General features: G+C 64.0%; 25 protein-coding genes, 1 tRNA gene and 1 pseudogene. 10 read left to right on the forward strand and 17 right to left on the reverse strand.

Annotated elements, in window-relative coordinates:
- Positions 1–81: 81 nt before the first annotated feature.
- Complete coding sequence (locus tag SCLO_RS18110; protein ID WP_066520183.1) at positions 82–897, forward strand: ATP-binding protein; 816 nt, start codon at positions 82–84, stop codon at positions 895–897.
- 3 nt (positions 898–900) lie between these two features.
- On the opposite strand, the gene SCLO_RS18115 is transcribed toward SCLO_RS18110, so the two are convergent.
- Together SCLO_RS18115 and SCLO_RS18120 are read right to left on the reverse strand one after the other, a co-directional pair.
- The gene (locus SCLO_RS18115) at positions 901–2229 is read right to left on the reverse strand and encodes a PQQ-dependent sugar dehydrogenase (protein ID WP_066520189.1); all 1329 of its coding nucleotides are present in this window, start codon (positions 2227–2229) and stop codon (positions 901–903) included.
- A gap of 61 nt (positions 2230–2290) precedes the next feature.
- A complete protein-coding gene (locus SCLO_RS18120) occupies positions 2291–2512 on the reverse strand; it encodes a hypothetical protein (protein WP_066520190.1) in 222 nt (73 codons plus the stop codon).
- 168 nt (positions 2513–2680) lie between these two features.
- Between SCLO_RS18120 and SCLO_RS18125 the strand changes: the two genes are divergently transcribed.
- Positions 2681–2890 (forward strand): hypothetical protein, encoded by a 210-nt coding sequence (locus SCLO_RS18125; RefSeq protein ID WP_174521982.1) that lies wholly within the window; start codon positions 2681–2683, stop codon positions 2888–2890.
- Positions 2891–2893: 3 nt separating this feature from the next.
- Here the strand turns inward: SCLO_RS18125 and argC are convergent, their stop codons facing one another.
- From argC to SCLO_RS18145, 4 genes are read right to left on the reverse strand one after another with little or no spacing between them, the layout of a single operon-like run.
- Positions 2894–3838 (reverse strand): N-acetyl-gamma-glutamyl-phosphate reductase, encoded by a 945-nt coding sequence (argC, locus tag SCLO_RS18130; protein WP_066520191.1) that lies wholly within the window; start codon positions 3836–3838, stop codon positions 2894–2896.
- On the reverse strand, positions 3835–4743 hold the full coding sequence (locus SCLO_RS18135) for a C40 family peptidase (protein ID WP_066520193.1): 909 nt from the start codon (positions 4741–4743) through the stop codon (positions 3835–3837). The genes argC and SCLO_RS18135 overlap by 4 nt, the downstream gene beginning before the upstream one ends.
- The gene (locus tag SCLO_RS18140) at positions 4703–5107 is read right to left on the reverse strand and encodes a MarR family winged helix-turn-helix transcriptional regulator (protein WP_066520196.1); all 405 of its coding nucleotides are present in this window, start codon (positions 5105–5107) and stop codon (positions 4703–4705) included. Before SCLO_RS18140 ends, SCLO_RS18135 begins: the two co-directional genes overlap by 41 nt.
- A gap of 48 nt (positions 5108–5155) precedes the next feature.
- Complete coding sequence (locus SCLO_RS18145) at positions 5156–6553, reverse strand: leucyl aminopeptidase family protein (protein ID WP_066520236.1); 1398 nt, start codon at positions 6551–6553, stop codon at positions 5156–5158.
- A gap of 144 nt (positions 6554–6697) precedes the next feature.
- On the opposite strand from SCLO_RS18145, the gene SCLO_RS18150 reads away from it, so the two are divergent.
- Together SCLO_RS18150 and SCLO_RS18155 are read left to right on the forward strand one after the other, a co-directional pair.
- Positions 6698–6901 (forward strand): hypothetical protein, encoded by a 204-nt coding sequence (locus tag SCLO_RS18150; protein WP_083949161.1) that lies wholly within the window; start codon positions 6698–6700, stop codon positions 6899–6901.
- Positions 6901–7749: a DUF4163 domain-containing protein gene (locus tag SCLO_RS18155; protein ID WP_066520199.1), complete on the forward strand. Its 849-nt coding sequence runs from the start codon at positions 6901–6903 to the stop codon at positions 7747–7749. Before SCLO_RS18150 ends, SCLO_RS18155 begins: the two co-directional genes overlap by 1 nt.
- Positions 7750–7997: 248 nt before the next feature.
- On the opposite strand, the gene rimO is transcribed toward SCLO_RS18155, so the two are convergent.
- From rimO to serS, 5 genes are all read right to left on the reverse strand, one after another.
- Positions 7998–9386, reverse strand: coding sequence for a 30S ribosomal protein S12 methylthiotransferase RimO (rimO, locus tag SCLO_RS18160; protein WP_174521983.1), 1389 nt, complete (start codon positions 9384–9386; stop codon positions 7998–8000).
- A 34-nt stretch (positions 9387–9420) separates the two neighbouring features.
- Positions 9421–10479 carry a potassium channel family protein gene (locus SCLO_RS18165; protein WP_066520202.1) on the reverse strand — a complete coding sequence of 353 codons (1059 nt, stop codon included), beginning with the start codon at positions 10477–10479 and terminating at the stop codon, positions 9421–9423.
- On the reverse strand, positions 10476–11447 hold the full coding sequence (locus tag SCLO_RS18170; RefSeq protein WP_066520243.1) for a M23 family metallopeptidase: 972 nt from the start codon (positions 11445–11447) through the stop codon (positions 10476–10478). The genes SCLO_RS18165 and SCLO_RS18170 overlap by 4 nt, the downstream gene beginning before the upstream one ends.
- 69 nt (positions 11448–11516) lie before the next feature.
- Positions 11517–12281 carry a 5'/3'-nucleotidase SurE gene (surE, locus tag SCLO_RS18175; protein WP_066520245.1) on the reverse strand — a complete coding sequence of 255 codons (765 nt, stop codon included), beginning with the start codon at positions 12279–12281 and terminating at the stop codon, positions 11517–11519.
- Positions 12282–12292: 11 nt separating this feature from the next.
- On the reverse strand, positions 12293–13570 hold the full coding sequence (gene serS / locus SCLO_RS18180; protein ID WP_066520208.1) for a serine--tRNA ligase: 1278 nt from the start codon (positions 13568–13570) through the stop codon (positions 12293–12295).
- A gap of 87 nt (positions 13571–13657) precedes the next feature.
- Between serS and SCLO_RS18185 the strand changes: the two genes are divergently transcribed.
- Entirely contained in the window at positions 13658–14098 is a 441-nt protein-coding gene (locus SCLO_RS18185) for a host attachment family protein (RefSeq protein ID WP_066520248.1), read from the forward strand.
- 75 nt (positions 14099–14173) lie between these two features.
- Here the strand turns inward: SCLO_RS18185 and SCLO_RS18190 are convergent, their stop codons facing one another.
- Positions 14174–15436 carry a PAS domain-containing protein gene (locus SCLO_RS18190; RefSeq protein WP_066520215.1) on the reverse strand — a complete coding sequence of 421 codons (1263 nt, stop codon included), beginning with the start codon at positions 15434–15436 and terminating at the stop codon, positions 14174–14176.
- A gap of 170 nt (positions 15437–15606) precedes the next feature.
- On the opposite strand from SCLO_RS18190, the gene SCLO_RS18195 reads away from it, so the two are divergent.
- A tRNA-Thr gene (locus tag SCLO_RS18195) sits at positions 15607–15682 on the forward strand.
- Here SCLO_RS18195 and SCLO_RS18200 read toward each other — a convergent pair.
- Positions 15653–16159, reverse strand: coding sequence for a hypothetical protein (locus SCLO_RS18200; protein ID WP_083949163.1), 507 nt, complete (start codon positions 16157–16159; stop codon positions 15653–15655). The genes SCLO_RS18195 and SCLO_RS18200 overlap by 30 nt on opposite strands.
- Positions 16160–16277: 118 nt before the next feature.
- Here SCLO_RS18200 and istA point away from each other — a divergent pair, with 118 nt between their 5' ends.
- The 4 genes and pseudogenes from istA to SCLO_RS18220 all read left to right on the forward strand — a co-directional run bounded on the left by istA (position 16278) and on the right by SCLO_RS18220 (position 20106).
- Positions 16278–17792: an IS21 family transposase gene (gene istA / locus SCLO_RS18205; RefSeq protein ID WP_096362065.1), complete on the forward strand. Its 1515-nt coding sequence runs from the start codon at positions 16278–16280 to the stop codon at positions 17790–17792.
- Positions 17779–18507, forward strand: a complete 729-nt coding sequence (istB, locus tag SCLO_RS18210; protein ID WP_096362194.1) for an IS21-like element helper ATPase IstB — start codon at positions 17779–17781, stop codon at positions 18505–18507. The genes istA and istB overlap by 14 nt, the downstream gene beginning before the upstream one ends.
- A gap of 222 nt (positions 18508–18729) precedes the next feature.
- On the forward strand, positions 18730–19074 hold the full coding sequence (locus SCLO_RS18215; RefSeq protein ID WP_096362182.1) for an IS5 family transposase: 345 nt from the start codon (positions 18730–18732) through the stop codon (positions 19072–19074).
- Positions 19075–19149: 75 nt separating this feature from the next.
- Positions 19150–20106 (forward strand): annotated as a pseudogene (locus tag SCLO_RS18220) (TauD/TfdA dioxygenase family protein).
- Positions 20107–20111: 5 nt separating this feature from the next.
- Here SCLO_RS18220 and SCLO_RS18230 read toward each other — a convergent pair.
- The 4 genes from SCLO_RS18230 to SCLO_RS18245 form a co-directional block, all read right to left on the reverse strand.
- Positions 20112–21392 (reverse strand): cytochrome P450, encoded by a 1281-nt coding sequence (locus SCLO_RS18230; RefSeq protein WP_083949251.1) that lies wholly within the window; start codon positions 21390–21392, stop codon positions 20112–20114.
- Positions 21393–21424: 32 nt separating this feature from the next.
- Entirely contained in the window at positions 21425–22141 is a 717-nt protein-coding gene (locus SCLO_RS18235; RefSeq protein WP_197705114.1) for an SDR family NAD(P)-dependent oxidoreductase, read from the reverse strand.
- Positions 22142–22315: 174 nt separating this feature from the next.
- A complete protein-coding gene (locus SCLO_RS18240; protein ID WP_066522096.1) occupies positions 22316–22855 on the reverse strand; it encodes a carboxymuconolactone decarboxylase family protein in 540 nt (179 codons plus the stop codon).
- 123 nt (positions 22856–22978) lie between these two features.
- Positions 22979–25297, reverse strand: coding sequence for a TonB-dependent receptor (locus tag SCLO_RS18245; RefSeq protein WP_066522090.1), 2319 nt, complete (start codon positions 25295–25297; stop codon positions 22979–22981).
- Positions 25298–25854: the final 557 nt, after the last annotated feature.

Raw genomic sequence — 25854 nt, forward strand, 5'->3', positions numbered from 1 at the left:
GTCTGTAAAAGGCCAATGCGAAAGAAGGATGACAGCGCCGTGCGGCTTGCCGAGGGCGGGATGGGGGATTAAGCGCGCAGCATGACCGACGCCCTTCTCGCCCGCATCGCCGAAGCCCTTGAGCGCTTGGCGCCGCCGCCCGCGCCTTCCGCCGATCTCGGCGCCGCTCCGGCCTATGTCTGGGACGGGGAAGCCATCCAGGCGGTGGAGGCGTTCGATCCGGTGGATTACGATCTGCTTTCCGGCATCGACCGGCAGAAGGAGGCGCTGCTGGAAAATACGCGCCGCCATGCCGCGGGCCATGCCGCGCATGACGTGCTGCTGTGGGGCGCGCGGGGCACGGGCAAGTCGGCCACGGTCGCGGCGGTGGTCGCGAAACTCCAGCGGGAAGGGCAGGACGTCGCCCTGCTGCAATGCGCGATAGGGGAACTGGCGAGCCTGCCCCGGCTTTTCTCGCTTTTGCGCGAAACGGAGCGGCCTTTCGTGCTGTTCCTCGACGATCTGGGCTTCGACGAGGGAGTGGGGGACGCCCGTTCGCTGCGGTCCCTGCTGCAAGGGGGGACGGCGGCGCGGCCCGCCCATGCGCGGCTCTATGTCACGTCCAACCGCAGGCATATCGTGCCCCGCCATCTTTCCGAGCAGGACGATCCCGTCAATCCGCGCGACGTGGTGGACGACAAGATGGCGCTGTCGGACCGTTTCGGCCTCAGCCTGGGTTTCCATGCCATCGACCAGCAGGCCTATGTGGACATCGTCACCGGCTATGCGCAGAGCCTGGGCCTGCCCTTCGATCCGCTGGAGGCGATCCAGTGGGCGACGCAGCGGGGCAGCCGTTCCGGTCGCGTCGCCTGGCAATATGTGGTCGAGCTGGCGGGGCGGAACGGGCTGGCGCTTTGAAGCTCAGTCCGCCTTCACCACCCGCCAGATCACGCCGCCCACATCGTCGCTGACCAGCAGCGCGCCCCTGGCGTCGGCCGTCACGTCGACCGGGCGGCCATGCGCCTTGCCGTCCTTGTCGAGGAAGCCGGTCAGCACGTCGACCGGCCTGGCGGCGGCGACTTCGCCTCCATTCTGGAACGGCACGAACACGACCTTGTAACCGGCGGCGGGCTTGCGGTTCCAACTGCCGTGCAGCCCGACGAACGCGCCATTGGTGAAGGGCGCGCCCAGCTTCATATCCTTCGCGAAGGACAGGCCGAGCGGCGCGACATGGTTGCCCAGCGCATAGTCGGGACGCTTGGTATATTCGCGGATTTCGGGCCGCTGCGGCTGGACCCGGCGGTCCTCATAGCCGCCCCAGTAATTCCATGGCCAGCCGTAGAAAGCGCCGAATTCCACCCGCGTCAGGAAATCCGGCACCAGGTCGCTGCCCAGCATGTCCCGTTCATTGACCACGCCCCATAGCACGCCGCTGGCCGGTTCGAACGCAAGGCCGGTCGGATTGCGCAGGCCCGACGCGAAGATGCGATAATCGCCGGTCTTCGGGTTGACCTCCAGCACGGCGGCGCGATTCTCTTCCTTGTCGAGGCCGCCTTCGCCGATATTGCTGTTCGATCCGACGCCGACATAGAGCAGCCCCTCCGGGCTGGCGACGAGGCTCTTGGTCCAGTGCTGATTGGGGGCCTGCGCGGGCAGGTTCAGGATCTTGCGGCCCTTGTCCGTGATCTTCGTCTCGCCCTCCTTGTAAGGGAAAGCCATCAGCGCATCGGTATTGGCGACATAGAGCGTGTCCCCGATCAGCGCCATGCCATAGGGCGAATGAAGGCCGGTGAGGAAGGCCGTCTTCGTGTCCGCCCGCCCGTCGCCGTCGGTGTCGCGCAGCAGGGTGATGCGGTTGGGGGAAGCGCCGCCCGCGCCCGCCTTGTCCATCATATAGGCCATGACGCGTGCGGTGATGCCGCCTTGCGGACGCGGCGGGCTGTTGGTTTCGGCCACCAATATGTCGCCATTGGGCAGGCGGAGGAGGGAACGGGGATGGGTCAGCCCATCGACGAAGCGGCTGACCGACAGGCCCTTGGCCGCCACCGGCTTTTCGCCCGCTTTCCATCCGATCACCTCGGCGATGTTGACGGTGGGGATCAGTTCATTGCGGGGCGTCGTGAACGCGGGTTCCCTGCCCACGTCCGCGCCGGAAGCCAGCCTGGCGGTATCGCCTCGCGCGAAATAGAAGAATGCGCCGCCGACGATCAGCAGGGCGATAAGGGCGAGGGCGATGACATGCTTTTTCATGGCGACCACATCTATGTCGCCATGGCGCGTCCGGCAAGGCGCAGGATGCGGGCGCGGCGCGCTATTTTCCGCGTTCGCGAAGCCATAGCAGCAAGGCGATCGCCAGGCCGATGGCGGCGCCGACCAAAAGCCCGGCGCTGGGTTGCCCCATCAATCCGCCCACGATGGCGCCGCCCAGGATCAGCAGGGCGATGATCGCGCCCGCGCCGGTGGGGTTGTTCTTTCCTGTCGTCATGAGCGGCCATTGCCATGCGGCGGCGTCCAAGGCCAGCCGCTTTTGCAAGCGCCCCCTTTTCGGACGGACTGTGCCTTAACGGGATTTTCGTGCCGGATCGGGACTTGGCTAACGGGCGATAAACCCTTCCATCCCGCCCGATCCCTCAAAACGGACAAATGGCATGTTATTTGAGAGGAGAGCGGGTCACGGGGCGCTTGCCATATGGGGGGATCGATGCACTTGCCATATCTTTCGGATCGCAGAAGCTATGAGGACGCGGCCGAACTGATCAGCCTGTTCGGCGACAATGCCGGCTATGAAGCCGCCGCGCGCGCGGATCGCAGCCGCGACCTTGGCAATCATGTCCATTTCTGCCGATGGCGGCAGATCGAACGGCTGATCGTGCTGTTGTCCTACGACCAGCCGCTCGGCACCATCCACTGAACTTCAGAGGCGCAGGCCCGCGGTTTCCGGCAGTCCGGCGAGGATGTTCAGATTCTGGACCGCCGCGCCGGACGCGCCCTTGCCCAGATTGTCGAGCGCGGCGGCAAGGCGCACCTGCCCGCTATCCTCATTGCCGAAGACGAACAGGGTCAGGCGGTCCGTCGCGCCCACATGCTCGACCCGCAGATGGGACATGGCGGCGCTTTCGGCCAGCGGCACGACCGTGACGATGGGCGAGCCGGCATAGGCGGCGGACAGCGCGTCATGCAGGCCGGCGACCGATGGCCTGCCCGGCATGGCGCGCAGTTGCAGCGGCACTTCCACCACCATGCCGCGATGGACGTTGGCGACGGCGGGCGCGAAGATCGGCGGATGCTCCAGCCCCGAATAGCGGGTCATTTCCGGGACATGCTTATGCGCCAGATTGAGGCCGTAGGCGCGGAAGGCGGTAGGGGCGCCGTCGCCCTCCTCGAACTCCGCGATCATCGACTTGCCGCCGCCTGAATAGCCCGATGCGCCCGATACCGTGACGGGCCAGTCGGCGGGCAGCAGTCCCGCCAGCGTCAGCGGCCGGACCAGCGCCAGGAAGCCGGTCGGCCAGCAGCCCGGATTGGTGACGAAGCGCGCCTGCGCCAGCTTCTCGCGATGGCCCGGCTCCAGTTCGGGAAAGCCGTAGGTCCAGCCATCGGCCACCCGGTGCGCGGTCGACGCGTCGATGACGCGGGTGCGGCCATTGTCGATCAGCGCCACCGCTTCGCGCGCGGCGTCGTCGGGCAGGCACAGGATCACGATGTCGGCGCCGTTCAGCGCATCGCGCCGCGCCGCCGCATCCTTGCGGTGCTTCTCGTCCAGCGTGATGAGCGTCAGTTCGGGCCGCCCGGCCAGCCGCTCCCGGATTTCAAGGCCCGTGGTGCCGACGCCGCCGTCGATGAAAATCCGAGTCGTCATGCGCCTATTCTCCGCCGCGCGATAATGGGATCGGCATGGTCCGCCTGCAAGCGCGCCACCACATCGGCAAGAGGTTCGGCCACCACGGCCATCCAGTGCGCGTTGGCGTGGAGCAGCGTATCGCCGTCCGTCATGATGCCCACATGGCCGGGGAAGAAGACCAGGTCTCCCCGCCGCAGCGGCGCGTCGTCGGGCAGGGGAAAGCCGATGCCTTCGCGTTGCAGATCGGTGTCGCGCGGCACGCTGATGCCGCATTGGCCCAACGCCACCTGCACGAGGCCCGAACAGTCGATGCCATGATGGCCGCGCCCGCCCCAGATATAGGGCTGGCCCAGATAACCTTCCGCCACCGCGACCCAATCCGTTTCCTTCCGGTTCGCCGCCTGTGCGTGGCGGGCATGGATGAAGCCTTCGCCCGTGGCGATGAAGGGACCGTTTTCCGCGCCCGCGAACAGGGCGTTGCGGGGCCAGCAGTCCGCGACGGGGGCCTTGATGTCGGCGGCGCTGAACAGCGGCGCGCATGGCGCCGTCACGCGATGAGTCGGTGCCTCCAGCACGTCCAGCGCTTCCCGACGGACATATCCGACATAACCGTCATGGCCGCAAAAGCCCCATGCCCAGTCAGTCGTGATGTCCAGCGCATGAAAAGCCTCGCCGCGCAGCAATTCGCTGACCGCCCGGGCGTTGGCGGCCGGAGCCGCGAGAAGGGGCGCGCCCGCCGCGACGCAGGTCAATTCGACCGCCCGTGCATAATGAGCCGAGAACAGCACCCCCGCCAGCGAGACATCGGCCAGGTCGCCGCGCGCCGCATGGGTGCGGCTGTCCAGCGCCACCGACCGGCCCTGGAGCTTGAAGCGGATTCGTTCAGGCGGATTGGTCCGCGCGGGTGTATCTATGACGTTCATCGCGCGCGGTTCCTGCGATGAAATGGTGAAAGGCGTCAAGAAATTCCGCCCCTTTCGGCGTCCGCACGATGAAAATATTGCGCCGGTCCGCGGCGTCCCGCTCCCGCCGCACATAGCCGAGCGCGGACAGCTTGTTGAGCGCGCGGGTTATCACGGGCTTGGAAACATTGAGCACTTCGGCCAGCCCCCGCACCGTATGAGGACCGGAATCGATATAGACCGTCATCATGAGGGCCATTTGCCGATTGGTCAGATCGGGTTTCCCCGACCGGACATAATCGACCAGCGTCTGCATCCATTGGCCGAGCGGCCCGACGGCAGGGCGTTCGTTTCGCGCCGATTCTTTGGCAGGTGAGGCATCCATGTGCCCCTAACGCATGATGGCCAATCCGGTTGCGTAACGGATGGCGCTTTAATCCTGCCGCCCGTAGCGCTGCTGCAAAAGCCGGAAAATCGCCCGCAACCCAAGCGCTTCGCCGCCCTTTGGCCGGCCCGGACGCGCCGACGGCCTCCAGGCGAAGGTGTCGAGGTGCAGCCAGGGCGTATCGTCGGGCACGAACCGCCGCAGGAACAGCGCGGCGGTGATCGCGCCGGCGAACCCGCCTTCGCCCGCATTGTTGATGTCGGCCATGTCGGATTTCAGCATGTCCGCATAACCGTCCCACAGCGGCAGGCGCCAGCTGGGATCGTCCACTTCCGTTCCGGCCGCGCTGACGGCGGCGGCAAGATCGTCGTCATTGGCGAACAGGGCGGGAAGGTCGGGGCCGACCGCCACCCGCGCCGCGCCGGTCAGGGTCGCGAAGTCGATGATGAGTTCCGGCTTGTCCTCCCCCGCGCGGGCCAGCGCGTCGCCCAGCACGAGTCTGCCTTCCGCGTCGGTATTGCCGATCTCGACGCTGATCCCCTTGCGGCTTTTCAGGATGTCGCCGGGGCGGAAGGCGTTGCCGCCCACGGCGTTTTCAGCCGCGGGGATCAGCAGGTGCAGCCGCACCGGCAGCCGCGCGCCCATCACGAGTTGCGCCAGGGCGAGCGCATGGGCCGCGCCGCCCATGTCCTTCTTCATCAGGAGCATGGCGGAGGCGGGCTTGATGTCCAGCCCGCCGCTGTCGAAGCAGATGCCCTTGCCCACGATGGCGATGCGCGGATGCGCGGGGTCGCCCCATTGCAGATCGATCAGGCGCGGCGCGAAGCTCCTGTCCGCCGCCTTCCCGACGGCGTGGATCATGGGATAGCCCTGCTCCAGTTCGTCGCCCTTCGCGACCGTGAGCGTGGCGTCGAACCGTTGGGCGACCTCCCGGACCGCATCCTCCAACTGGGCCGGGCCCATGTCGGCGGCGGGGGTGTTCACCAGGTCGCGGACGAGCGCGACCGCCTGCGCCAGTTGCACGGTCGCGTCGATGCGCGCCACGTCGCGCGTCAGCAATATGCGGGGGCCGGCAGGATGGTCGTCCTTGCGATAGCGGCTGAAGCGATATTGCGCGGCCAGCCATCCCAGCGCGGCGCCGCCGGGGGTTCCTTCGCTCAGCCGATACTGTCCTTCGGGCAGGACTTCGGCCAGCTTCGCAAGGCACCATGTGCCAAGCTTCTCCCGGTCGGCGACACCGGCGACCACGGACCATTCCTCGTCCCCCTGCGCGGGCAGGACGGCATGTTCATGGGCCTTTCCCCGGAATTTCTGCGCGCCGACGATGGCGCGGACCGGTTCCGGCTGGCCGTTCAGCCAGGCTTCAAATTCCTTGCTGTCTAAAAGGTGGATCGAACGGGCGGGCTGATCGTTGTCGGCTTTGAACAGGTCGGAAAAGTCGGTCATCCGGCAGGATGTAAGGGAAAGGCGAGGCTGTTGGAAAGCGCATTTTTCGTTGTCCGATCGCTTCGGTCCGGCGCCCGGTCCCTTGCCATATGCCCCCGCCGCGCCCAGATTCCATTGTGCCATGATCGTGAAGGAGAATTCAGGATGTTCCACGCTGACGACAGCAGTCTCCAGGCTCTTCGCGCCCGCGCCTACAAGCTGGCGGAAAGCGGCCAGTTCGATGGCGCGCATGCGATCCGGACGGCGTTGATAGCCGAAGGATGGTCCAATGCGGGCCGCGCCTTCCAGAGCGATTATATGCGAAAGGCGATCAGCGAACGCTGTCTGGCGGCGGCAAAGGCCCATTGATGCGCGATGTTTCCTTTTGGAGCATGGGGCCGCTGGCGATGGCGGCCCTTGCCCTGTCCGCCTGTTCCCCTTCCCGGCACGATGACGCCGCCCCGGCCAATCAGGCCGCCAATGCGGAAGTGACGGACTTCGCCAACCGGATGGCGGGCGCGCAGCAGGAGCAGCCGGCTCTGGCCGGCAAGCCCTTTGCGGTTTCGGAAAAGACCGATCTGCTGGACTTCGTCTATGAATATCCGGGCGAGGCCGCGGCCGTCCCCGCGCTGGTGGCGAAACTGGGCAAGGCGATGGGGGAAGCGAAGGAGAACGCGCTCAAGATGGCGCGGGAGGACCAGAAATCGGCGAAGGAATCTGGCTATCCCTACCGTAAGCACAGCCTGGAGACGCGCTGGGCGGTGACGGCCGACACGCCGCGGCTGCTGGCGTTGAAGTCGGAGACCTATATCTTCACCGGCGGCGCGCACGGCATGACCGGCTATGACAGCCTGATATGGGACCGCCATGCGAAGAGGGAGGCGAGCCTTGCCGCGATGATGACGTCGCCCAAGGCCTTCGCGGCGGCGATCCATGACGGCTTCTGCAAGGAACTCGACCGCCAGCGCGCGGAAAAGCGCGGCGCTCCGGTCGTGCCGGGCGATGACGACTTCACCAAATGCGTCGATCCGATGAAGGAAGTGCTGGTGCTGACGTCGAAGGACGGCAAGCTGATCGACGGCGTGACCGTGATCGTCGGGCCTTATAGCGCCGGTCCCTATGCGGAGGGCAGCTATGAGGTGGCGCTGCCGGTCGATGGGGCGATCCGGAACGCGGTCAGGACGGAATATCAGGACGCCTTCATCGCGGCGCGGTGATGATCCGGTGTTGGGAGCGGTCAACAAACTTATGGATATGTGACGGCTGTTTTCGGTCAAAGGCGGACATTTGATTTCCGTTCAGCCTTCGCCAAGCTCAGGCGGGCTCCCTTCCACTGCCTGCCAAGGCCAGCGCTCAGGACAGGCTTCGACTTCGCTCAGGGCGAACGGGAGGAAGAAGTGCAAGGGCACGGCTGAGCTTAAGCTGACGGCTGCCAATCACCCATAATCGCCGCTCATCCGCAGGTTCATGCCTCCGTCTGGGGCACCCCGAAGAGATCGTGTTCGTCGGCATCCTCGATCAGCGCCCTCATGATGTCGCCCGGCTGGCGTCCTTCGCCCACGTCGCGCAGGAAGACGTTGCCGTCAATCTCCGGGGCATCGGCCTGGCTGCGCGCGGTCGCGCCGATGGAGCCGTCCTCGTCCGGTTCGCCCACCTCGTCGATGATGACGGGAAGGACGCGCCCGACCTTGGCCGCCAGTTTCGCGGCGGAGATGGCAGCGGTCTTTTCCATGATCCGCTGATAGCGTTCTTCCTTCACCTCTTCGGGCACGGCATCGGGCAGGGCATTGGCCGCCGCGCCCTCGACCGGTTCGAAGCGGAATGCGCCCACCCGGTCGAGTTGCGCTTCGTCCAGCCAGTCCAGCAGATATTGGAAATCCGCCTCGGTCTCGCCGGGGAAGCCGACGACGAAGGAGGAGCGGATCGCGATGTCCGGGCAGATGTCCCGCCATTTGCGGATGCGGTCCAGCACCTTGGCCTCATTGGCGGGGCGCTTCATGGCTTTGAGCACATTAGGCGCGGCATGCTGGAAGGGAATGTCGAGATAGGGCGTCAGCAGCCCTTCGGCCATCAGCGGGATCACCTGATCCACATGGGGATAGGGATAGACATAGTGCAGCCGCACCCAGGGCGGCGCGCCCTCGCTCGTGCGGAGCTGGCCCAGTTCGCGCGCCAGATCGGTCATGTGCGCGCGGACTTCCCGGCCTTTCCACTGGCGCGGCTCATGCCGGGTATCGACGCCATAGGCCGATGTGTCCTGGCTGATGATGAGCAGTTCCTTCGTGCCCGCATGAACCAGCTTTTCCGCCTCGCGCAGCACGGCATCCACCCGGCGGCTGACCAGATCGCCGCGAAGCGAAGGGATGATGCAGAAGGAGCAGCGGTGATTGCAGCCTTCGGAAATCTTGACATAGCTGTAGTGGCGCGGCGTCAGCTTGAGGCCGCCTTCGGGCACCAGGTCGACGAAGGCGTTGGGGACGGGCGGCGACGCTTCATGCACCGCGTTCACGACCGCCTCATATTGATGCGCGCCGGTGACGGCCAGTACCTGCGGGAATTTCTGGCGGATGAGGTCCGCTTCATTGCCCATGCAGCCGGTGACGATCACCCGGCCGTTTTCCGCCATCGCCTCGCCAATGGCTTCCAGCGACTCCTCCTTGGCCGAGTCGAGGAAGCCGCAAGTGTTGACCAGCACGACGTCCGCGCCGGAATAGTCGGCGGACATCTGATAGCCGTCGGAACGCAGCTTCGTCAGGATGCGTTCGCTGTCCACAAGAGCCTTGGGACAGCCGAGCGATACCATGCCGACCTTGGGCGGCGAAGGGATTTTGGTTGCCATGATCGGCGCGCACATAGGGATTTTCGCGCCGAATGTCACGGCCTGCTTGTCAAGAGGCTGAATCGGGGCCTTCTTCGCCTGTTTCGCCGACGATCTCTATGATCATGTCGCCGGTCTGGAGCTTCTGCGCGCCTTCCTCCCAGAAGCCGATGGGACGATCCTCCCGATAGATGCGCACGCCAAGGCCGGTGGCGATGGCGGACATGGGCTTGCCGATCTCTTCGGGCAGCACGAATCGCTCGTTCAGCTTCACCCGGCCACCCGAGGCGGCGAGATCCGCCATATAGTCGGCGATATGCCGTCCGCTGGTGCTCCCTGCCAGCAGCAGGCCCGCGAAGCTCACCGGATTGATGACGGTGGTCGCGCCCGCCTGCCGCGCGGGCAGTTCATTGTCCTCGTTCCGCACGACGATGCTGATCGGCAGGCGCGGGGCCAGATGCCGCGCCGTCAGCGTGATGAGGATGGAGGTGTCGTCCCGTCCCGCCGACACGATCAGGCTGCGCGCCCGGTGGATGGCGACATCCTTCAAGGTCTTGTCCCGCGTGGAGTCGCCGGTCATGACGTTGCAGCCCATTTCCTCCGCGTCCGTCAGCGCCCGCTCGGACGGGTCGATCACCACGATCTCCCGCGCGTCCACGCCGCGCGCCAGCAATTCGCGCACCGCTTCGCTGCCCGACGTGCCGAAGCCGGTGACGACGATGTGATTGTGCAGATCGGCCTGTATGCGTGCCATGCGCCACCTGTAGAAGATATTGCGGAAAAAGAGATTATAGGCCGTGCCCAGAAAGATCAGCCAGATGAACAGCCGGATCGGCGTCACCAATATCGCTTCGAACAGACGCGCCGCCGGGCTGACCGGGACGATGTCGCCATAGCCGACCGTCATGATCGTGACGGTGGTGAAATAGAGCACGTCGACGAAGCTGATATTATTATCGAGCGTGTCCTTCAGCCCGTCGCGTCCCAGCCAGTGGATCAGCAGGATGAGTAAGATCAGGCCCAGCACCAGCGCCACGCGCCAGACGAGGTCCATCCATATGGGCAAGGCGGACCGGCGCCGCAGGAAACCCGCCGTGGGCGACCGCCGGGGCAGGGGATTGATCCTCATCGCGCGTCCCTGGGCAGGTGATCGACGGGATTGACGGGCGCGCGGTCCTTGCGAAGCTCGAAATGGAGCTTGGGACGGCTGGCATAGCCGCTGTCGCCGCTGAGGCCGATGATCTGGCCCTGACGGACCTTCTGCCCGCGCACCACGTCGACGCGGCTGGCATGGCCATAAGCGCTGACCCAGCCGTCGCCATGGTTGACGAGCATCAGGCCGCCGAACACCGCCACCGTGTCTCCCGCATAGGCGACCACGCCGTCGGCGGCGGCGCGGATGGGCGTTCCGGCGGGAATGGCGATGTCGATGCCGTTGTTGCGCGCTCCGCCCGCGCCCGGCCCGAAGCGGGAGAGCAGCGTTCCCCGCGCCGGCCACGCGAAGCCGCCCGCGAAATGCGCCGGCTCGGCGATGGGCACATGGGAGGGCAGGGGGCGGGGCTGGCTGGAGGCGGCGGGCGGTTTGCCTCCGCCGCTCGCGGGCTGGCCGCCGGTCAGCACATCGTCGATGTCGATGCGGAAGGCGGCGGCGCGCTGTTCCATGGAGAGCGGCTTGCGCGGCGTATCGTCGGGCAGCAGCAGGCGCTGGCCGTTCCTCAGCATAGAGGGTTCGGCAAGGGCGTTGATCTCGACGATTCGGTTCCACGCCGTGCCATAGGCCGCCGCGATGGCGATGCCCGTTTCCCCCGCCGACACGCGATGATAGCGCCCGCCCGGAATGGCGAGCTTCTGCCCTTCGCGGATGGTGTAGGGATAGCGCAGGCCGTTGACCCGCGCGATGGCTTCCGATCCCGCGCCGCTGCGATGGCCGATCCCGCGCAGGGTTTCGCCCGCCTTCACGACATAGGTGGACGGGGCGACCGTCACCGCGTCGGGCACGACCTGCTGCATCTTCCAGACCGGCTGGGTTTCGATGACGCTGACGGGCGTGTCCGCGCCGTCGCGCGCGCCTGCCGCCGCCGCGAGGGGAAGGCCCATGCCAAGGGAGAGGAAGATTGTCAGCGGGCGCGGCATCGCTTCTTCTCTAGCCGCGCCGATACCCTGCGATCAATCCGCGAAGGCCTGGGCGGTCGCGGCCATCGCGCTGTCCTGCGTCAGGTCGAAATGCAGCGGCGTCACCGTCACATACCCCTCCGCTATGGCGGCGAGGTCGGTGCCTTCCGGCACGGCATGGCTGGTGCCCAGGCCGAACCAGTAATAGCGGTAGCCGCGCGGATCGACGCCTTCCACGATGGAGGTGCGGTCGATGTCGTGGAAGCCCTGCCGCACGACGCGGACGCCCTTCACCTGTTCGGGATCGATGGCGGGGAAGTTGACGTTGAACAGCATCCGGGGCGTTGCCGGCATGGCGATCAGCGGGCGCAGGACTTTCTCTCCCCATGCCCGCGCTGCGGCGAAGGGGACGGCATCGCCCATGCCTTCGCGCGAATAGACCTGGCTGAGCGCGATGGAACGGATGCCCGAAATCGCGCCCTCCATCGCGGCGGAGACGGTGCCGGAATAGGTCACGTCCTCCGCCAGATTGGCACCGCGATTGACGCCAGACAGCACCAGATCGGGCTTGCAGTCCTTCATCAGATGGCCGACCGCCATCATCACCGCGTCTGTCGGCGTGCCGGTGACGCTATAGTGCCGCTCGCCATGCTTGCGGATGCGCAGGGGGCGGGTCAGCGTCAGGCTGTGGCCCGCGCCGGACTGCTCCTCCTGCGGGGCGACGATCCAGATGTCGTCGGACAGGGTACGGGCGATCTCCTCCAGCACCTTGAGGCCGGGGGCGTAGACGCCGTCATCATTGGTGAGCAGGATGCGCATCATTTCCGCCTTCAGTTGGTCCGCAGCCGCGTGATCCCGCCCATATAAGGCGCCAATGCTTCCGGCACGACGACGCTGCCGTCCTCCTGCTGATAATTTTCCAGCACCGCGACCAGCGCGCGGCCGACCGCCAGCCCGGAGCCGTTCAGGGTGTGGAGGAAGCGGGTCTGCTTCTCGCCTTCCGGCTTGTAGCGGGCGTTCATGCGCCGCGCCTGGAAATCGCCGCAGTTGGAGACGGAGCTGATCTCGCGATAGGTTTGCTGGCTGGGCAGCCAGACTTCAAGGTCCCAGGTCTTGCGCGCGGAAAAGCCCATGTCGCCGGTGCAGAGCAGCATCTTGCGATAAGGGAGGTTCAGCGCCTGAAGCACGCCCTCCGCCGCGGCGCACATGCGTTCATGTTCGGCTTCGGAGTCTTCGGGTTTGCAGATGGCGACCAGTTCCACCTTCTCGAACTGGTGCTGGCGGATGAAGCCGCGCGTGTCGCGGCCCGCCGATCCGGCTTCGGACCGGAAGCAGGGGGTGAGCGCGGTGAGGCGGATCGGCAGGCTTTCCGCCGCGACGATCTGTTCGCGCACCAGATTGGTGAGGCTGACTTCCGCTGTGGGGATCAGCCAGCGGCCGTCGGTGGTGCGGAACAGGTCCTCGGCGAATTTGGGAAGCTGGCCGGTGCCGAACAGCGCATCGTCGCGGACGAGGAGGGGCGGGTTGACTTCCTCATAGCCATTCTCGCCCGATTGCCGGTCGAGCATGAACTGGGCGAGCGCGCGGTGGAGCCGCGCCATCTGGCCGCGCAGGGCGGCGAAGCGCGCGCCCGACAGCGCCGCCGCGCCCTCGAAATCCAGACCGAGCGCGGGACCGAAATCGGCATGGTCCTGCGGCGCGAAGGGGAAGCTGCGCGGCTCGCCCCAGCGGCCGATTTCCACATTGGCGGCTTCGTCCGCGCCCTGCGGCACGTCGTCGGCGGGGAGGTTGGGGATGGCGGCCAGCATTGCCAGAAGCTGTTCGCCGGTCTCGCGGTCCTCCGCCTCCAGCGCGGGCATCCTGTCCTTGAGCGCGGCGACTTCGGCTTTCAGGCTCTCGGCCTTTTCCATGTCCCTGGCGGCCATGGCCTGACCGATGGCCTTGCTCGCTTCGTTGCGGCGGGCCTGGCCGTGCTGCAACTCCGTCTTGAGGGCGCGGTTGCGTTCGTCGAGCGCGAGGATGCCCACCGAAAGCGGTTCGAGGCCGCGCCGGGCCAGAGCGGCGTCGAAGGCGGCGGGGTTTTCGCGGATGAAGCGGATGTCGTGCATGGATCAGCCCTATGCCGTTCCACGATGAGCGGCGCAACCCTGCGCGCTGTCGTCCGTTGATGAGGGGAATCCATGAAGGAGATGGCGATGCGAATCGATCATGACGGGGTGGTGATGGTGGTGGATGGGCGTAAATTGTTACTGTTCCGTAACAAAGGCGATGAGGCGTTCCTCAATCTGGAGACGGAGACGGTGCGGGAGCAGGACAATCCGCCGGACCGGGATCAGGCTTCGGATGCGCCGGGGCGCTCCTTCAATTCGGTCGGGAGCCATCGCAGCGCCATGGAGCAGACGGATTTCCACGACCTGGAGGAAGCGCGTTTCGCGGCGGAAGCGGCGGACCTGCTGAAACGCCGCGCGCTGGCGAACGATTATGAGAAGCTGATTATCGTCGCGCCGCCCACGGCCTTGGGCGAGATGCGCAAACATTATCACAAGGAAGTGCAAAGCCGCCTTGTCGGGGAGATCGCCAAGGATCTGGCCAACCATCCGGTGCCGGAGATCGAACGGATCATCGCGGAAAGCTGATCCGCGATACCGGAAAGAGGGCGGGGCCGTTGCCCGGTTCCGCCCCTTTTCATGATCGCGCCCAGCCGGTCGGGATCAGTGCATGGCGGCGAGCATCACCTTCGCGCCCAGAGGCGATCCTTCCGGCAGGGCGGCGACGATCGCGAGAGAGCCGTCGCCTTCCCGGCGCGCGACCAGGATGGCAAGGCCGTCCGCGTCGGTGAGGATGGATTGCGGCGTGAGGGGCGGGGCGGCCCGGATCGCGTCGCGGGCGGCGCGGCCGCGGTCGGGCCGCGCGGGACGGTCGGCCCGGCGGGATGCGCGGACATCGCGCACCAGCGCCTTGAGGCCGCCTTCATAGGCCGACAGATACGCGGCCAGCGCGCCTCTTTCCATGTCCCGCGCGCGGGCATGGTCGAGCGCGGCCGCATATTCGGTGAGGCGCGTCTTGTCATAGGCGGCGCCGAAGATGAGCTTGACGACCGCGGTCATGGGGCTGCGCGCCTGCGCCTTGATGCCCGCGTCGGCTAGCAGTTCAGCATAATCCTCCGGCGCAGCCTGCGCGGCGAGGGCGAAATCATAGGCGAGGCCGATGGCATGGTACAGGGCGCCGTGGCTGCGCGCTTCGCCGGCACGGGCCTGTTCGGCGCCGTCGCGGGCGGCGGCCAGCCAGTCGGCCAGCGATGCGTCGGCATCCGGGCCCGGCGTGGCGATCATGTCCGAAGCGGTAAGGTCGAGCACGGAAGGATCGGCAAGGCCCTCCTGCTCCGCATCCCGGGGAAGGCCGAGCGCTTCGCTGACTTCCCGTTCCAGCGCGTCGGTTTCGGCGCGGCTGGCGGCTTCCTTCCAGTTGATGACGCCGAACACGAAGTCGATCGTCTCGTCATCGGAGGAAAAAGGCATGAGGATGCCGCGATAAAGCAGGTCCGCGCCGCGCTGGTTCACGAATTCGGCTTCGAAGCCGATGGGGGCCGCGTTGGCGATGATCTGGAGATAATGGTCGGTCAGGCGCGACAGCAGCGAGCGCGACGGCACGTCGCCTATATGGCTGATCGGCCCGGAAATCTCGCACTCCCGGCGCAGGGCCGTGCCCATATAGATAACCGCCGGGTTATCGACGCCCGCGCTGAAGTCCAGCAGGACGCTGTAAGGGCCGAAATCCTCCAGCCGGTCGGGCTGAAGATCCTCGATCGACGGCAAGGCGCGGTCGCCCAGCAGCGATGCCCAATAATTATAGGCCCGGATCTGCATCCGCCGATCATGGGCGGTAATGGCCGGCGGACATTCGATCGCGGCATCGTCGGCGTCGTCGAAGTCATCCCGACCGCCCTCGATTTCATGCCCCCGCAGAGTGTCCATCCGATCGATCCCTTGAACCAAAAAGCAAATCTTTGGGGCCTACAGTGGCATCAGATGGTAAATGCCCGGTAAAGAACGCGGGGAAGGGCGTAAAAAGCGCGGGATGGAGGGGCGGGGACGCAAATGCCCGCTTGTTCTTCGCCGCAACCGCTGTTATCTGCCCGCCCGACGCCGCTTTAGCTCAGTTGGTAGAGCACATCATTCGTAATGATGGGGTCACGTGTTCGAGTCACGTAAGCGGCACCATTTCGGTCCAAAAGCCCGAGTCCCTAGCACCGCCGCCTCTACGCCAGAGACGGCGGTGAGGGTGCGCAGCAACTCGGTGCGCGTGCCGCAGATTCGCACATCCGTCTTGCTATGGACCTCGACCCGCTGCGCAACGGCGCGCACATGGTTCCGCGCATAGGAGCCGTCGTCATGGCGCAGCTTATGTTTCGCGGCCAGCGCGAACGCATGAAGGCTCTCGACCGTGATCTCCGGGCTGATCCGCTCGATATGCGCGACCGCGCGCTCGGCATCGCCTCTGGCCTGGTCGCGGATGGTGGTCAGCTCCGCGATCCGGGCCTTGAGCGACGGATCGCCCATATCGACCAGTCCATTTTCGATTGCTTCATAGAGCCGGGAGAGCTTGGTATCCGCCTCCGTCGCCCGCCGTTCCATCTCGGCGACGTGCAGGCGGCGCTCCGTCACCCATTCCTCACGCCGGGCGATAAGCTGGTCCATCAGTGAGGATCAGCGTGCAATAGGCACCCCCTTCGTGGGGTGATCGGCGTGCAAAAAGGACCCCTTCATCCCGGGGATTTAGTCGGCCGACTGGTTTTGATCAGTTGGCGAGAACGGGATGTTGATCGTGGAGACAGTGGTTCGGATTCGGCGTGAGCATGCAGGGGGGAAGGCGATCAAGGCGATCGCGCGCGACCTTCGTTTGTCGCGGAAGGTAGTCCGCAAGGCGATCCGGTCGCCGGAGGCGGCGTTCAACTATCAGCGCAAAGTCCAGCCGCTGCCGCGGATCGGTCCTTATCAGGATCGTCTCGATGCGCTGCTTGAGGAGAACGAGGGGCGCGGCCGCCGCGATCGGCTACGGATGACGCGTATCCATGACCTGCTGGTGCGCGAGGGGTTCGATGGATCCTATGATGCGGTGCGCCGCTATGCGGCGCGCTGGCGTGCTGCGCGGCGGAAGGATGCTGGCGAAGGCGCACCGGCGTTCATCCCGATGACCTTCCAGCCGGGTGAGGCCTACCAGTTCGACTGGAGCCACGAGGATGTGGAGATCGCCGGCAAGCCGATGCGGGTGAAGGTGGCGCATATGCGTCTCTGCGACTCGCGCGCACCCTATGTCCGGGCCTATCCGCGCGAGGGCCAGGAGATGCTGTTCGATGCCCATGCCCGGGCGTTCGCGTTCTTCGGCGGTGTGCCGCGACGCGGTATCTACGATAATATGAAGACGGCGGTGACGGCCGTGTTCACCGGCAAGGAGCGTGTGTTCAACCGCCGCTTCCTGATCATGACCGATCATTACATGGTCGAGCCGACCGCCTGCTCGCCGGCGGCGGGATGGGAGAAGGGCCAGGTCGAGCAGCAGGTCCAGACGATCCGAGGCCGCTTCTTCCAGCCGCGACTCCGGTTCGCCAGCCTGGCCGAGCTCAACGGGTGGCTGGAGGCCGAGTGCCGGCGCTGGGCCGAGCATCATGCCCATCCCGAACGCGGGGATATTACCGTCGCCGAGGCGCTGGATATGGAGCGACCGGCCCTGCAGCCGATCCTGGCACCGTTCGACGGCTTCCATGAGAGCGAGCATGCCGTCACCGGCACCTGCCTCATCAGCTTCGATCGCAACCGCTACTCGGTCATGTCGACGGCCGCACGCCGGACCGTTCAGGTGCGCTCCTATGCCGATCGCATCGTCATACGCTGCGGCGATGCGATCGTCGGGGAGCATGAGCGCCACTTCGGTCGGAACCGCACGATATACGATCCCTGGCATTATCTGCCGGTCCTCGCGCACAAGCCCGGCGCGCTGCGTAACGGCGCACCGTTCCAGGACTGGGATCTGCCGCCCGCCCTGCACCGATTACGGCGAAGGCTCGGCACCGGGGACGAGGCCGATCGCAGGTTCGTGCGGGTCCTCTCGGCGGTGCTCACCGATGGCCTGGAGCCGGTAGAGGCTGCCGTGCGCGAAGCGTTGGCGAACGGAACGGCCAGCGACGAGCTGATCCTCAACATCCTCTCCCGGCGCCGCGAGCCGGCGACACCCCACAGCATCGTCACTTCGGAAGACCGGATGCTGCAGCATCCTCCGCTCGCCGACTGTGCCCGCTATGATCTGCTGCGAGGCTATGATGCAGCGGCATGATATGATCGACACGATGCGCGGCCTCGGACTCAAGGGCATGGCGGCGGCGTTCGACGAGGCGGTCACCACCGGCCTCCAGCGCAAGCGCACCACCATGGAGATACTGACCGACCTGCTCCGTGCTGAGGCGACCCACCGGGATGCAGCCTCCATCCGCTATCGGATGACGGCTGCGAGGCTGCCCGTGGTGAAGGACCTGGAGCGGTTCAGCTTCGAGGGCACACCGATCAATGAGGAGATGATCCGCTCCCTTCACGATGGCTCCTTCCTCCCGCCTCGCCGCAATATCGTGCTGGTCGGCGGCACGGGGACAGGCAAGACCCACCTCGCCATCGCGATCACCGCCAATGTCGTGCGAAGGGGCGCTCGCGCCCGCTACTTCAACACCGTCGATCTGGTGACACGCCTCGAAGAGGAGACCCGGATCGGCAAAGGCGGGACCCTGGCGGCGCAGCTGTCGCGGCTCGATCTGATCGTGCTCGACGAGCTTGGATATCTGCCGTTCGCACGCTCGGGAGGGCAGTTGCTGTTCCACCTCATCAGCAAGCTTTATGAGCGCACCAGCGTCATCATCACCACCAACCTTGCCTTCGGCGAGTGGCCTACCGTCTTCGGGGATCCCAAGATGACTACGGCGCTGCTCGACCGCGTCACCCACCACTGCGATATCATCGAGACGGGCAACGACAGCTGGCGCTTCAAAAACCGCAGCTGACCGCTACCTTCGGCGCCTTCAAAAATCTATCTTGCGCTGCGCGCGCCTCCGGTCGGGCTACGCCCGCCCTCCGCCGCACGCAGCGCAAGGCCATCTTCAACAAACCAACATCATATCCGAAAAAGGGGGTCCCTCTTCGACGCCGATCGGGGGTCCCTTTTGAACGCCGTTTGACAATCGAAGCTCCACGCCGTGTGCGACGGCCAGGGTAGGCCACTGGTCATGCTGCTGAGTGAGGGCCAGATGAACGACTACAAAGGAGCAGCCTTGATGCTCGACGCTTTGCCCCATACCAAAGCCCTGCTCGGCGATCGAGGCTATGACGCCGACTGGTTCCGCAAGGCGCTCGCCGAACGCAACATCGCGGCCTGCATCCCGTCAAAGAGAAATAGGAAGGCCCCGATCCCGCACGATGCTGTGCTATATCGCCAGCGCCACAAGATCGAAAATATGTTCGGCAGGCTCAAAGATTGGCGGCGCATCCACACCCGCTACGACCGATGCGCCCACACCTTCATGTCCGCCATCTGTATCGCCGCAACCATCATCTTCTGGATCAATCAATGAATCCTGAGCTTAGGGGCGATACACCCGGATACCCAGCCCGATATTCCTGATATACGAAACTGGACAGGTGCCTTGATGATACATGGATCGCCCTTTACCCTGAAGCCGATCCGCTCGGATCTGTCATTCGGTGTCCAGATCGAGAATGTCGATCTCGGCGCATTGTCGAACGAGGATGTCCAGAAAGACCTGCGGACGCTCTTCATACGGGAAGGGCTTCTCGTTTTCCGGGGTATTGAGGACGATGACGAAACCCAGATTCGGCTGAGCAGGATTTTTGGTCTGCCGATCCCTCACCCGGTACGTGAGGCCCAAAATGGCAGGGATGAATTATTGGCGGTTCACTACCGGCCGGAAGACGGATGGCTGATCGATGTCGATGGCGAACTGCGTGGTCAGTGGCTGCCCTGGCATTCCGACCTCGTCTATCTCGACAAGATCAATCGTGGCGGAATTCTGCGCCCGGTCAGGATGCCGGACCGGCTGGGGGAAACCGGCTTCATCGATCAGATCGCCGCTTATGACCGGCTGCCTGATGCTCTGAAGACCCGGATCGAGGGGCAATTCGTGAAGTATAAATATGATCTGGACCCCGCCCGGCAGCGCTTCGGGCGAAACCACAACGCTGCGGTGGTGAGATACAGTCCGATCATCGAGGCGATCCAGCGCAGGGTCGATGAATTTCCCTTTTCCTATCATCCCATGGTCTACGAACAGGAACTCACCGGTCGGAAAGTCCTCAACGTCTCTCCTTGATTTGCCGTGGGCATCGAAGGCCTAGAGAATGACGAGGGCGATGCTCTCCTGCACAGCGTGATGGACTATCTCGTCGATGAGAGCTTCGCCTATTTCCATCAATGGCGGCAGGGCGACATGGTCCTGTGGGACAATTGGCGGATGCTGCACGCGGCGAACGGTTCGCCCCACGATCAGGAACGGTGGATGAAGCGCACCACCATATTGGGCGATTACGGGCTGGGCCGTACCGATGCCGCCAACGGGGTTTCGGAAAAAGATTGTATCAACATCTGACCGGGTTATTGACGCGGTGGCCGCTGCGCAATGACGTCAAACCGCAAATGCATTTCCCTGAAGGGCCGGAACAACAGGCTCGGCGAATGGGGCGGCTGGGGCAGGGGCCGGGCAATCCGGATATTGTCGAGCCGTAACAGCAGGGCGGTGAAGGCGGAATGCATTTCCTGCCGGGCCAGGGTGCGCCCGATGCAAAAATGGATGCCGTTCCCGAAGCCCACATGGGTCGCGACATTCCTGCGCTCGATATCGAAGCGATGCGGGCACGCAAATTGTTGCGGATCGCGGTTGGCCGCGCCATAGCGCACCATGACGATCGCATTTTCCGGGATCGTCGTCCCGGCGATTTCGGTAGCGCGGGTCGCCCGGCGCAGCAGGCCCTGCACGGGGGCGTCGAACCGCACCACCTCATCGATGAATTTGGACATCAGGGACATGTCCGACCGCAGCTTCTCCAACTGGTCGGTATGGCGCATGAGCAGCCACATGGCATGGCTGATTGCGTTCATCGTCGTTTCGAACCCGCCTGCAATCAATTGTCGCAGGACATATTGATATTCGATCATCGGCAGGACAGCGCCGTCATTGGCCGGTTGCGAGGCCAGAACGGAGATGATGTCCCCTGTAGGATTTTTGCGCCGTTCCTCTCGCATATCGGCCAGAAAATGCTGTAGCTCGACCTCCGCCCGCGCGGTTTCCGCTGTTTCCTCTACGGACATGACATGGGTGATCGGCGCAAGAAGCGCGTCCGCCCAGCGCTTGAACAGCGGCAGTTGATCGGCGCTCAGGCCGATCAGCTTGGCGATCAATATGCCCGGCAGGGGCATGGCGAACTGCGATACGAACTCACAGCACCCGTCCGCTGCAAACCCATCGATGAGATCGTGACAGACCTCATCGATCTCGTCCGCCATTGCCAGCACGTTCTTCCGGCTGAACGCGAACTCTATCAGCTTGCGGTGCTTCGTATGCAGCGGCGGGTCGGCATTCTGCAAGGAGAGCGAATGCGGCCAGCCCTCTTCGCGCAGGATTCTGGCGTATAGCTCTTGCTGTTCGGCCCCCTGCAACTCCAGAAAGCTCTCTCCGAAGCGGCTGGAAAATGTTTCATGGTCGAGCAGTACGGCTTTGACTTCATCAAATCGCGAGACGACGAACACGCCGGTTTCGGGAATTTGATAAATCGGGCGATGCTCGTGCAGCAGGGCATAGAAATCGAACGGGTCGTTCTGGACCGCGGGGTCGAGCAGGCTCATAGCTTGCAGTGCGTCCGAAGCTGTATCATTCATGATGAAATCCCCAAAATGGCCTTCGCGGGCGGTCAGGCCGCGTCCCCGACGACGGCGAGAAAGCCGCCATCGACGACATAAGCGGCCCCTGTGCAGAAAGAGGCTTCGTCAGAGGCGAGGAACATCACGATGTTCGTCACCTCATCGGGTTTGCCGATGCGCGGTATCGGTTGTCTCCGGGGCGCGATGGCATCCACGTCGCCAAGCATGGCGGTGTCGATAATGCCCGGGTTCACGCAGTTCACGCGTATGCCATATTTGGCGAGGTCCAGCGCGGCGACCTTGGTCAGGCCGACAAGGGCATGTTTCGATGCCGAATAGGCGGCCAGCGCCGGAACGGGCGCCAGACCCGTCACGCTGGAAACATTGATGATGGAACCGCCGCCGGCCTTTTTCATGGACGGGCAAACCGCCCTGATGCCAAGGAACGCGCCGGTGTGATTAATCTCCATAATGTCCCGGAAAAGGCTGGGTTCCATCTCGTCAATGGCCCCGCCACCAACGATGCCGGCATTGTTCACCAGAACGGCAATGGGGCCGAAGCTGTTCTCGGCATGGGCCACGGTATCGCTCCAGCTTTGTTCGCTGGTTACATCGAGATGGACGAATGTGGCGTTGGCCCCCAGATCGTCCGCCAGCGCGCAGCCAGCCCCCTCGTTGAGATCCGCGATAACGACCTGCGCGCCTTCTGCCGCGAAACGGCGGGCATGGGCTTGACCCATGCCTCCCGCCCCGCCGCTGATCAGCACGACCCGATCCTTGAACCGTAGAGACACCATATGTCGTCACTCCGCCATCTGGAACACGCCTTGTCAAACATGACGGGGACGCGCAGGCTCATTCCTTGCTGTCGCATCATTATGTGGGCCAAACCGGCCCCCGCCTTTGCGCGCGATGCGCTGACAGGCCAATATCCCGTGCGCTCAGTCCGCGACCGCTGGCGCGGCGGGAAGGCGGCACACAATATCGATGCCCAATATATGGGTCGCCCGCCCAAGGCCGATCCAGTTGGCGGCGCAATAGGTCAGGTCGACTATCTCGCTATCGTCGAAGGCGGCCTTCATCTCCGCCCAGAATGTCTCGTCTGCCGCCAGTTCCTGGGGGTTGGTCCCCATTTGCTGAACGAAGCGGACGGCCAGACGCTCCCGATCGCTCAGGCCGGAGAGATCCCCTTTGAGGACGGATTGATAGAAGGCTTCGTCCGGCGGCGTTCCTTCGCCGGCCATTCCCTCATCCATGTCGAAGAGGGATAGATGCCGGGAAAGCCGAAAGTCGCGGCAGACGGTGCAGCCGTTGATGACGGCTGTTGCAATCCGTGCCGCCTCGAAGATGCGAGGGGGGAGACGAGAATGTCGATAGGCGGCGACTGAAAATTCATTGGCGGCGTTGATCAGGCCGGGTGAATAGGTTTCAGCCAGATCGGGAATGGCCCGGTCAGAGCGGGGTTCATGTGCGACACGCATGATATCTCCAATTCAACAATATGACCGCATCGGTGGTGCCGATCATGGGTGAGAGGACTGGTTCGGTAGCCGCAGGGTCCGGGCGGACGACGGGAAGGCCGTCCGCCCATGATCCGCCGTGGCTCAGAACGCCGCTTCGAGGGAAACCCCCCATGTCCGGCCCGGCTCCGGTATGGCGAATTCAAAGAAGCCACCGGGCAAATTGCCGGAGAAATGCCCGTTATAGGGGTGCTTGTCGGTGACGTTCTTGACGAAGCCGATGATCTTGAGGTCCACGCCATCCAGTGCGAAGCCATATCGCGCACTCAGATCGATCTTCGTCGTGGCCGGGACGCGGCCCCTCGGATCGTTGAGAATATTCGTGTCGAACTTGTCCACGAAGCTCAGCGCGCCGTTCAGGCCGAAGGTGCCCTCGCCAAGAGCGAACTGGTAATCGGTGATATATCCTACCGTCCACTGCGGCGTCCGGCGCAGTTTGAGCCTCGTCAGATCCTGCGAGCCTTGCCCCAGATCGCCGGAGAAGTTGGTATATTTGGCGTCCAGATAGCCTACGGCCAGCGAATTGCTCCAGCCTTCGACCGGAAGGACGGACAGCTCCGCCTCGATACCCTGATAGCGCGCCTTGGCCGCGTTCACCGTGGTGGTGCCGCTGCCCCCGCCCAGCAGAAAGATCGTGAGATCTTCCTGCTTGTCCTTCATCTCGTTTCTGAATGCGGACACGTTCAATCGTACGCGGCGGTCGAACCAGTCGCTCTTGAAGCCCACTTCGTAGGCATTGAGGGTTTCTGGCCTGTACGGGCCGATAAAGGCCGAACTTGGCGCGCGTGCGTTGAAACCGCCGGTATTATACCCCACGCTAAAGGACGCGTACATCATGAGGTTGGGCATCGCCTGATACTGGACGGCGACCTTGGGCGTGAATTTCTTGAAGGTCACGCTCCCTCGCCCATGGTCGGCGGGCGCCCCCAGCACGGTGTCGGGCAGCGGCGCGTTGAGCGGCGCGGGGGTGCCCATTCCGAAGCCGTAATTGACCAGATCCAGCCGCTTCTTGTCCCAGGTGTAACGGCCACCCGCGATAAGCTTGAGTTTCTCGGTGAGATTATATTCGGCCTGCGCGAACACCGCCTTGGATGTGGTCCAGTAATCCGTGCTGTAGGAAAGCGGGTTCGTGATGATTCCCACGCCCGGCGCCAGCGTCGGATCGAGGAGTGCGGCATCCAGTTCGGTGATCTGGGTGATGTGCCATTTCGAATGAAAATAGAAGCCGCCGGCGATGATGCTGAAGGGGCCTTCGAAGTCGCTTTCAAAGCGCAGTTCCTGCGAAAATTGCTCGTAGCGCTCATTTTGCTGAATCGGGAAATATCCGAGCGCCGTTCCGTCCAGATAAGAGAAAGACCTCTGCTTGGTATCGCGATAGCCAGTAATCGCGACCACCGAAAAATCGTCGAACCTATGGGTTAGATGGAGCGTGGCCGCGCTCATGTTCAAACGGCCCGGCTGCTTCGTGGGGATTTCAGAAACATTGTCGCTCTTGCGGATGGATGAACGGCAAAGAAAACTCAGTTGAGGGTTCAAGCAGGGTGAATTGGCGCCTGTCGTGTACCCCGTGACCGGAAGATCTGTGATCAGATCGGGCGTAAGCAGGTTGATGGCTGGCGGCAGCTCGCTGCGATCCCGCTGTTTCTCAAGGATGAGCGTGGCGCTCAGCCGATCGGTTGGCGTCGCATGGAACGTCACATTATAGTTTTGGAGGTTCTTGTCGCCAAGATGGGTGTTCAACGTGGAATTGTAGATGGTGCCATCATCGGTCGAGGACAGAATGTCGACCTTGACGGCGAGCTTGTCCTTGATGAGGGGGAGCATCAGGCGCCCCTCGACATCGGTGCGCCCGAAGCTGCCGACCGTGAATTTGAGCTTGCCATGCGTATCGTCGCCCGGATCGGGAATGGCGCGCACGATGTTCAGCGCTCCGCCCGTCGTGTTGCGCCCGAACAGCGTCCCCTGCGGACCGCGCAGGACTTCGAGTCTTTCGACATCGAAGGAATCCAGCAGCAGGCCGACCGGCGTTCCGATCACCACACCATCCAGCACGAAGCCGATGCCGGGTTCGAAGGCCTTGGATGTGTCCTGAATCGAAATGCCGCGCAGGCTGACGTGAACCAGATTGGCGGACGACTGCCCCTTGTTGATCGTCATGCCGGGAACCATCCCCTGAATACCGGCGATCGTGCCGACATTCGCATTCTGCAATGTCTCCGTGGTGAATGCCGACACGGTGACGGGAATCTTCTGGATCGACTCCGATCTTTTCTGTGCCGTCACGACGATATCGGCCAGTCCCGTTTCCGCCGGTGCGGGCGCGGGGGCAGCGTCAGCGGTGACACCCTCTTGCGAGAGGGCGGGCTGTTCCACCGCGGCCCATGCGACATTCCCCGTGCTCATCGCAACTACCGATGCGCACGCCAATGTACTTGCCCTCATCATATTGACCTCCCCTAATAGCATTTCTCCGCATCGCCCCAGCGAGCGTTCGACACCAAGCAAAAGCCGTGCCAATGGCATTTTCAATCGATTGGGATTGAGAAGAAAGCAGTTCAATCCATAATGATCTACCGCCCTCTCCACGCAGAGCAGTCAGAAACTATGACAGTCTAGGCCACGAAAAGGACAGTCCATGCCGAGCAAGAAGTGCAAGAGGAGAAATTATAGGAAGTTGCGGGAAGTTGAAACTGTGCGTGTGCAGGAGAAGCAATAGGTATGGGGCTGAATCCGTAGGCGTTCATTTATTCAGTGCATAATTCCTCCTCATGGATGTTGACCGCTCTGTAAGTTGTCCAACCCTTCGCCGCAGCCTTTCATAATAAAGTTCGTGCCAGACGTGCCGCCAGCTCCTCGCGCTGGAGGCATTTCCGTGCGACCATCTGTTCTGACATGCCTGTAACGCACATTGATCAAGGGCGCTGTCCGTGAAAACGACAGTAGCTGTCGTCAGGTGAAGC

The organism is Sphingobium cloacae (genome assembly GCF_002355855.1).
Taxonomy (GTDB): domain Bacteria; phylum Pseudomonadota; class Alphaproteobacteria; order Sphingomonadales; family Sphingomonadaceae; genus Sphingobium; species Sphingobium cloacae.

Coding starts and splice junctions, on each gene's coding strand:
- SCLO_RS18110 (WP_066520183.1), top strand. CDS start 82: ATGACCGACGCCCTTCTCGCCCGCATCGCCGAAGCCCTTGAGCGCTTG.
- SCLO_RS18115 (WP_066520189.1), bottom strand. CDS start 2,229: ATGAAAAAGCATGTCATCGCCCTCGCCCTTATCGCCCTGCTGATCGTC.
- SCLO_RS18125 (WP_174521982.1), top strand. CDS start 2,681: ATGCACTTGCCATATCTTTCGGATCGCAGAAGCTATGAGGACGCGGCC.
- argC (WP_066520191.1), bottom strand. CDS start 3,838: ATGACGACTCGGATTTTCATCGACGGCGGCGTCGGCACCACGGGCCTT.
- SCLO_RS18135 (WP_066520193.1), bottom strand. CDS start 4,743: ATGAACGTCATAGATACACCCGCGCGGACCAATCCGCCTGAACGAATC.
- SCLO_RS18140 (WP_066520196.1), bottom strand. CDS start 5,107: ATGGATGCCTCACCTGCCAAAGAATCGGCGCGAAACGAACGCCCTGCC.
- SCLO_RS18145 (WP_066520236.1), bottom strand. CDS start 6,553: ATGACCGACTTTTCCGACCTGTTCAAAGCCGACAACGATCAGCCCGCC.
- SCLO_RS18150 (WP_083949161.1), top strand. CDS start 6,698: ATGTTCCACGCTGACGACAGCAGTCTCCAGGCTCTTCGCGCCCGCGCC.
- SCLO_RS18155 (WP_066520199.1), top strand. CDS start 6,901: ATGCGCGATGTTTCCTTTTGGAGCATGGGGCCGCTGGCGATGGCGGCC.
- rimO (WP_174521983.1), bottom strand. CDS start 9,386: ATGTGCGCGCCGATCATGGCAACCAAAATCCCTTCGCCGCCCAAGGTC.
- SCLO_RS18165 (WP_066520202.1), bottom strand. CDS start 10,479: ATGAGGATCAATCCCCTGCCCCGGCGGTCGCCCACGGCGGGTTTCCTG.
- SCLO_RS18170 (WP_066520243.1), bottom strand. CDS start 11,447: ATGGGCCTTCCCCTCGCGGCGGCGGCAGGCGCGCGCGACGGCGCGGAC.
- surE (WP_066520245.1), bottom strand. CDS start 12,281: ATGCGCATCCTGCTCACCAATGATGACGGCGTCTACGCCCCCGGCCTC.
- serS (WP_066520208.1), bottom strand. CDS start 13,570: ATGCACGACATCCGCTTCATCCGCGAAAACCCCGCCGCCTTCGACGCC.
- SCLO_RS18185 (WP_066520248.1), top strand. CDS start 13,658: ATGCGAATCGATCATGACGGGGTGGTGATGGTGGTGGATGGGCGTAAA.
- SCLO_RS18190 (WP_066520215.1), bottom strand. CDS start 15,436: ATGGACACTCTGCGGGGGCATGAAATCGAGGGCGGTCGGGATGACTTC.
- SCLO_RS18200 (WP_083949163.1), bottom strand. CDS start 16,159: ATGGACCAGCTTATCGCCCGGCGTGAGGAATGGGTGACGGAGCGCCGC.
- istA (WP_096362065.1), top strand. CDS start 16,278: ATGTTGATCGTGGAGACAGTGGTTCGGATTCGGCGTGAGCATGCAGGG.
- istB (WP_096362194.1), top strand. CDS start 17,779: ATGCAGCGGCATGATATGATCGACACGATGCGCGGCCTCGGACTCAAG.
- SCLO_RS18215 (WP_096362182.1), top strand. CDS start 18,730: ATGCTGCTGAGTGAGGGCCAGATGAACGACTACAAAGGAGCAGCCTTG.
- SCLO_RS18230 (WP_083949251.1), bottom strand. CDS start 21,392: ATGAATGATACAGCTTCGGACGCACTGCAAGCTATGAGCCTGCTCGAC.
- SCLO_RS18240 (WP_066522096.1), bottom strand. CDS start 22,855: ATGCGTGTCGCACATGAACCCCGCTCTGACCGGGCCATTCCCGATCTG.
- SCLO_RS18245 (WP_066522090.1), bottom strand. CDS start 25,297: ATGAGCACGGGGAATGTCGCATGGGCCGCGGTGGAACAGCCCGCCCTC.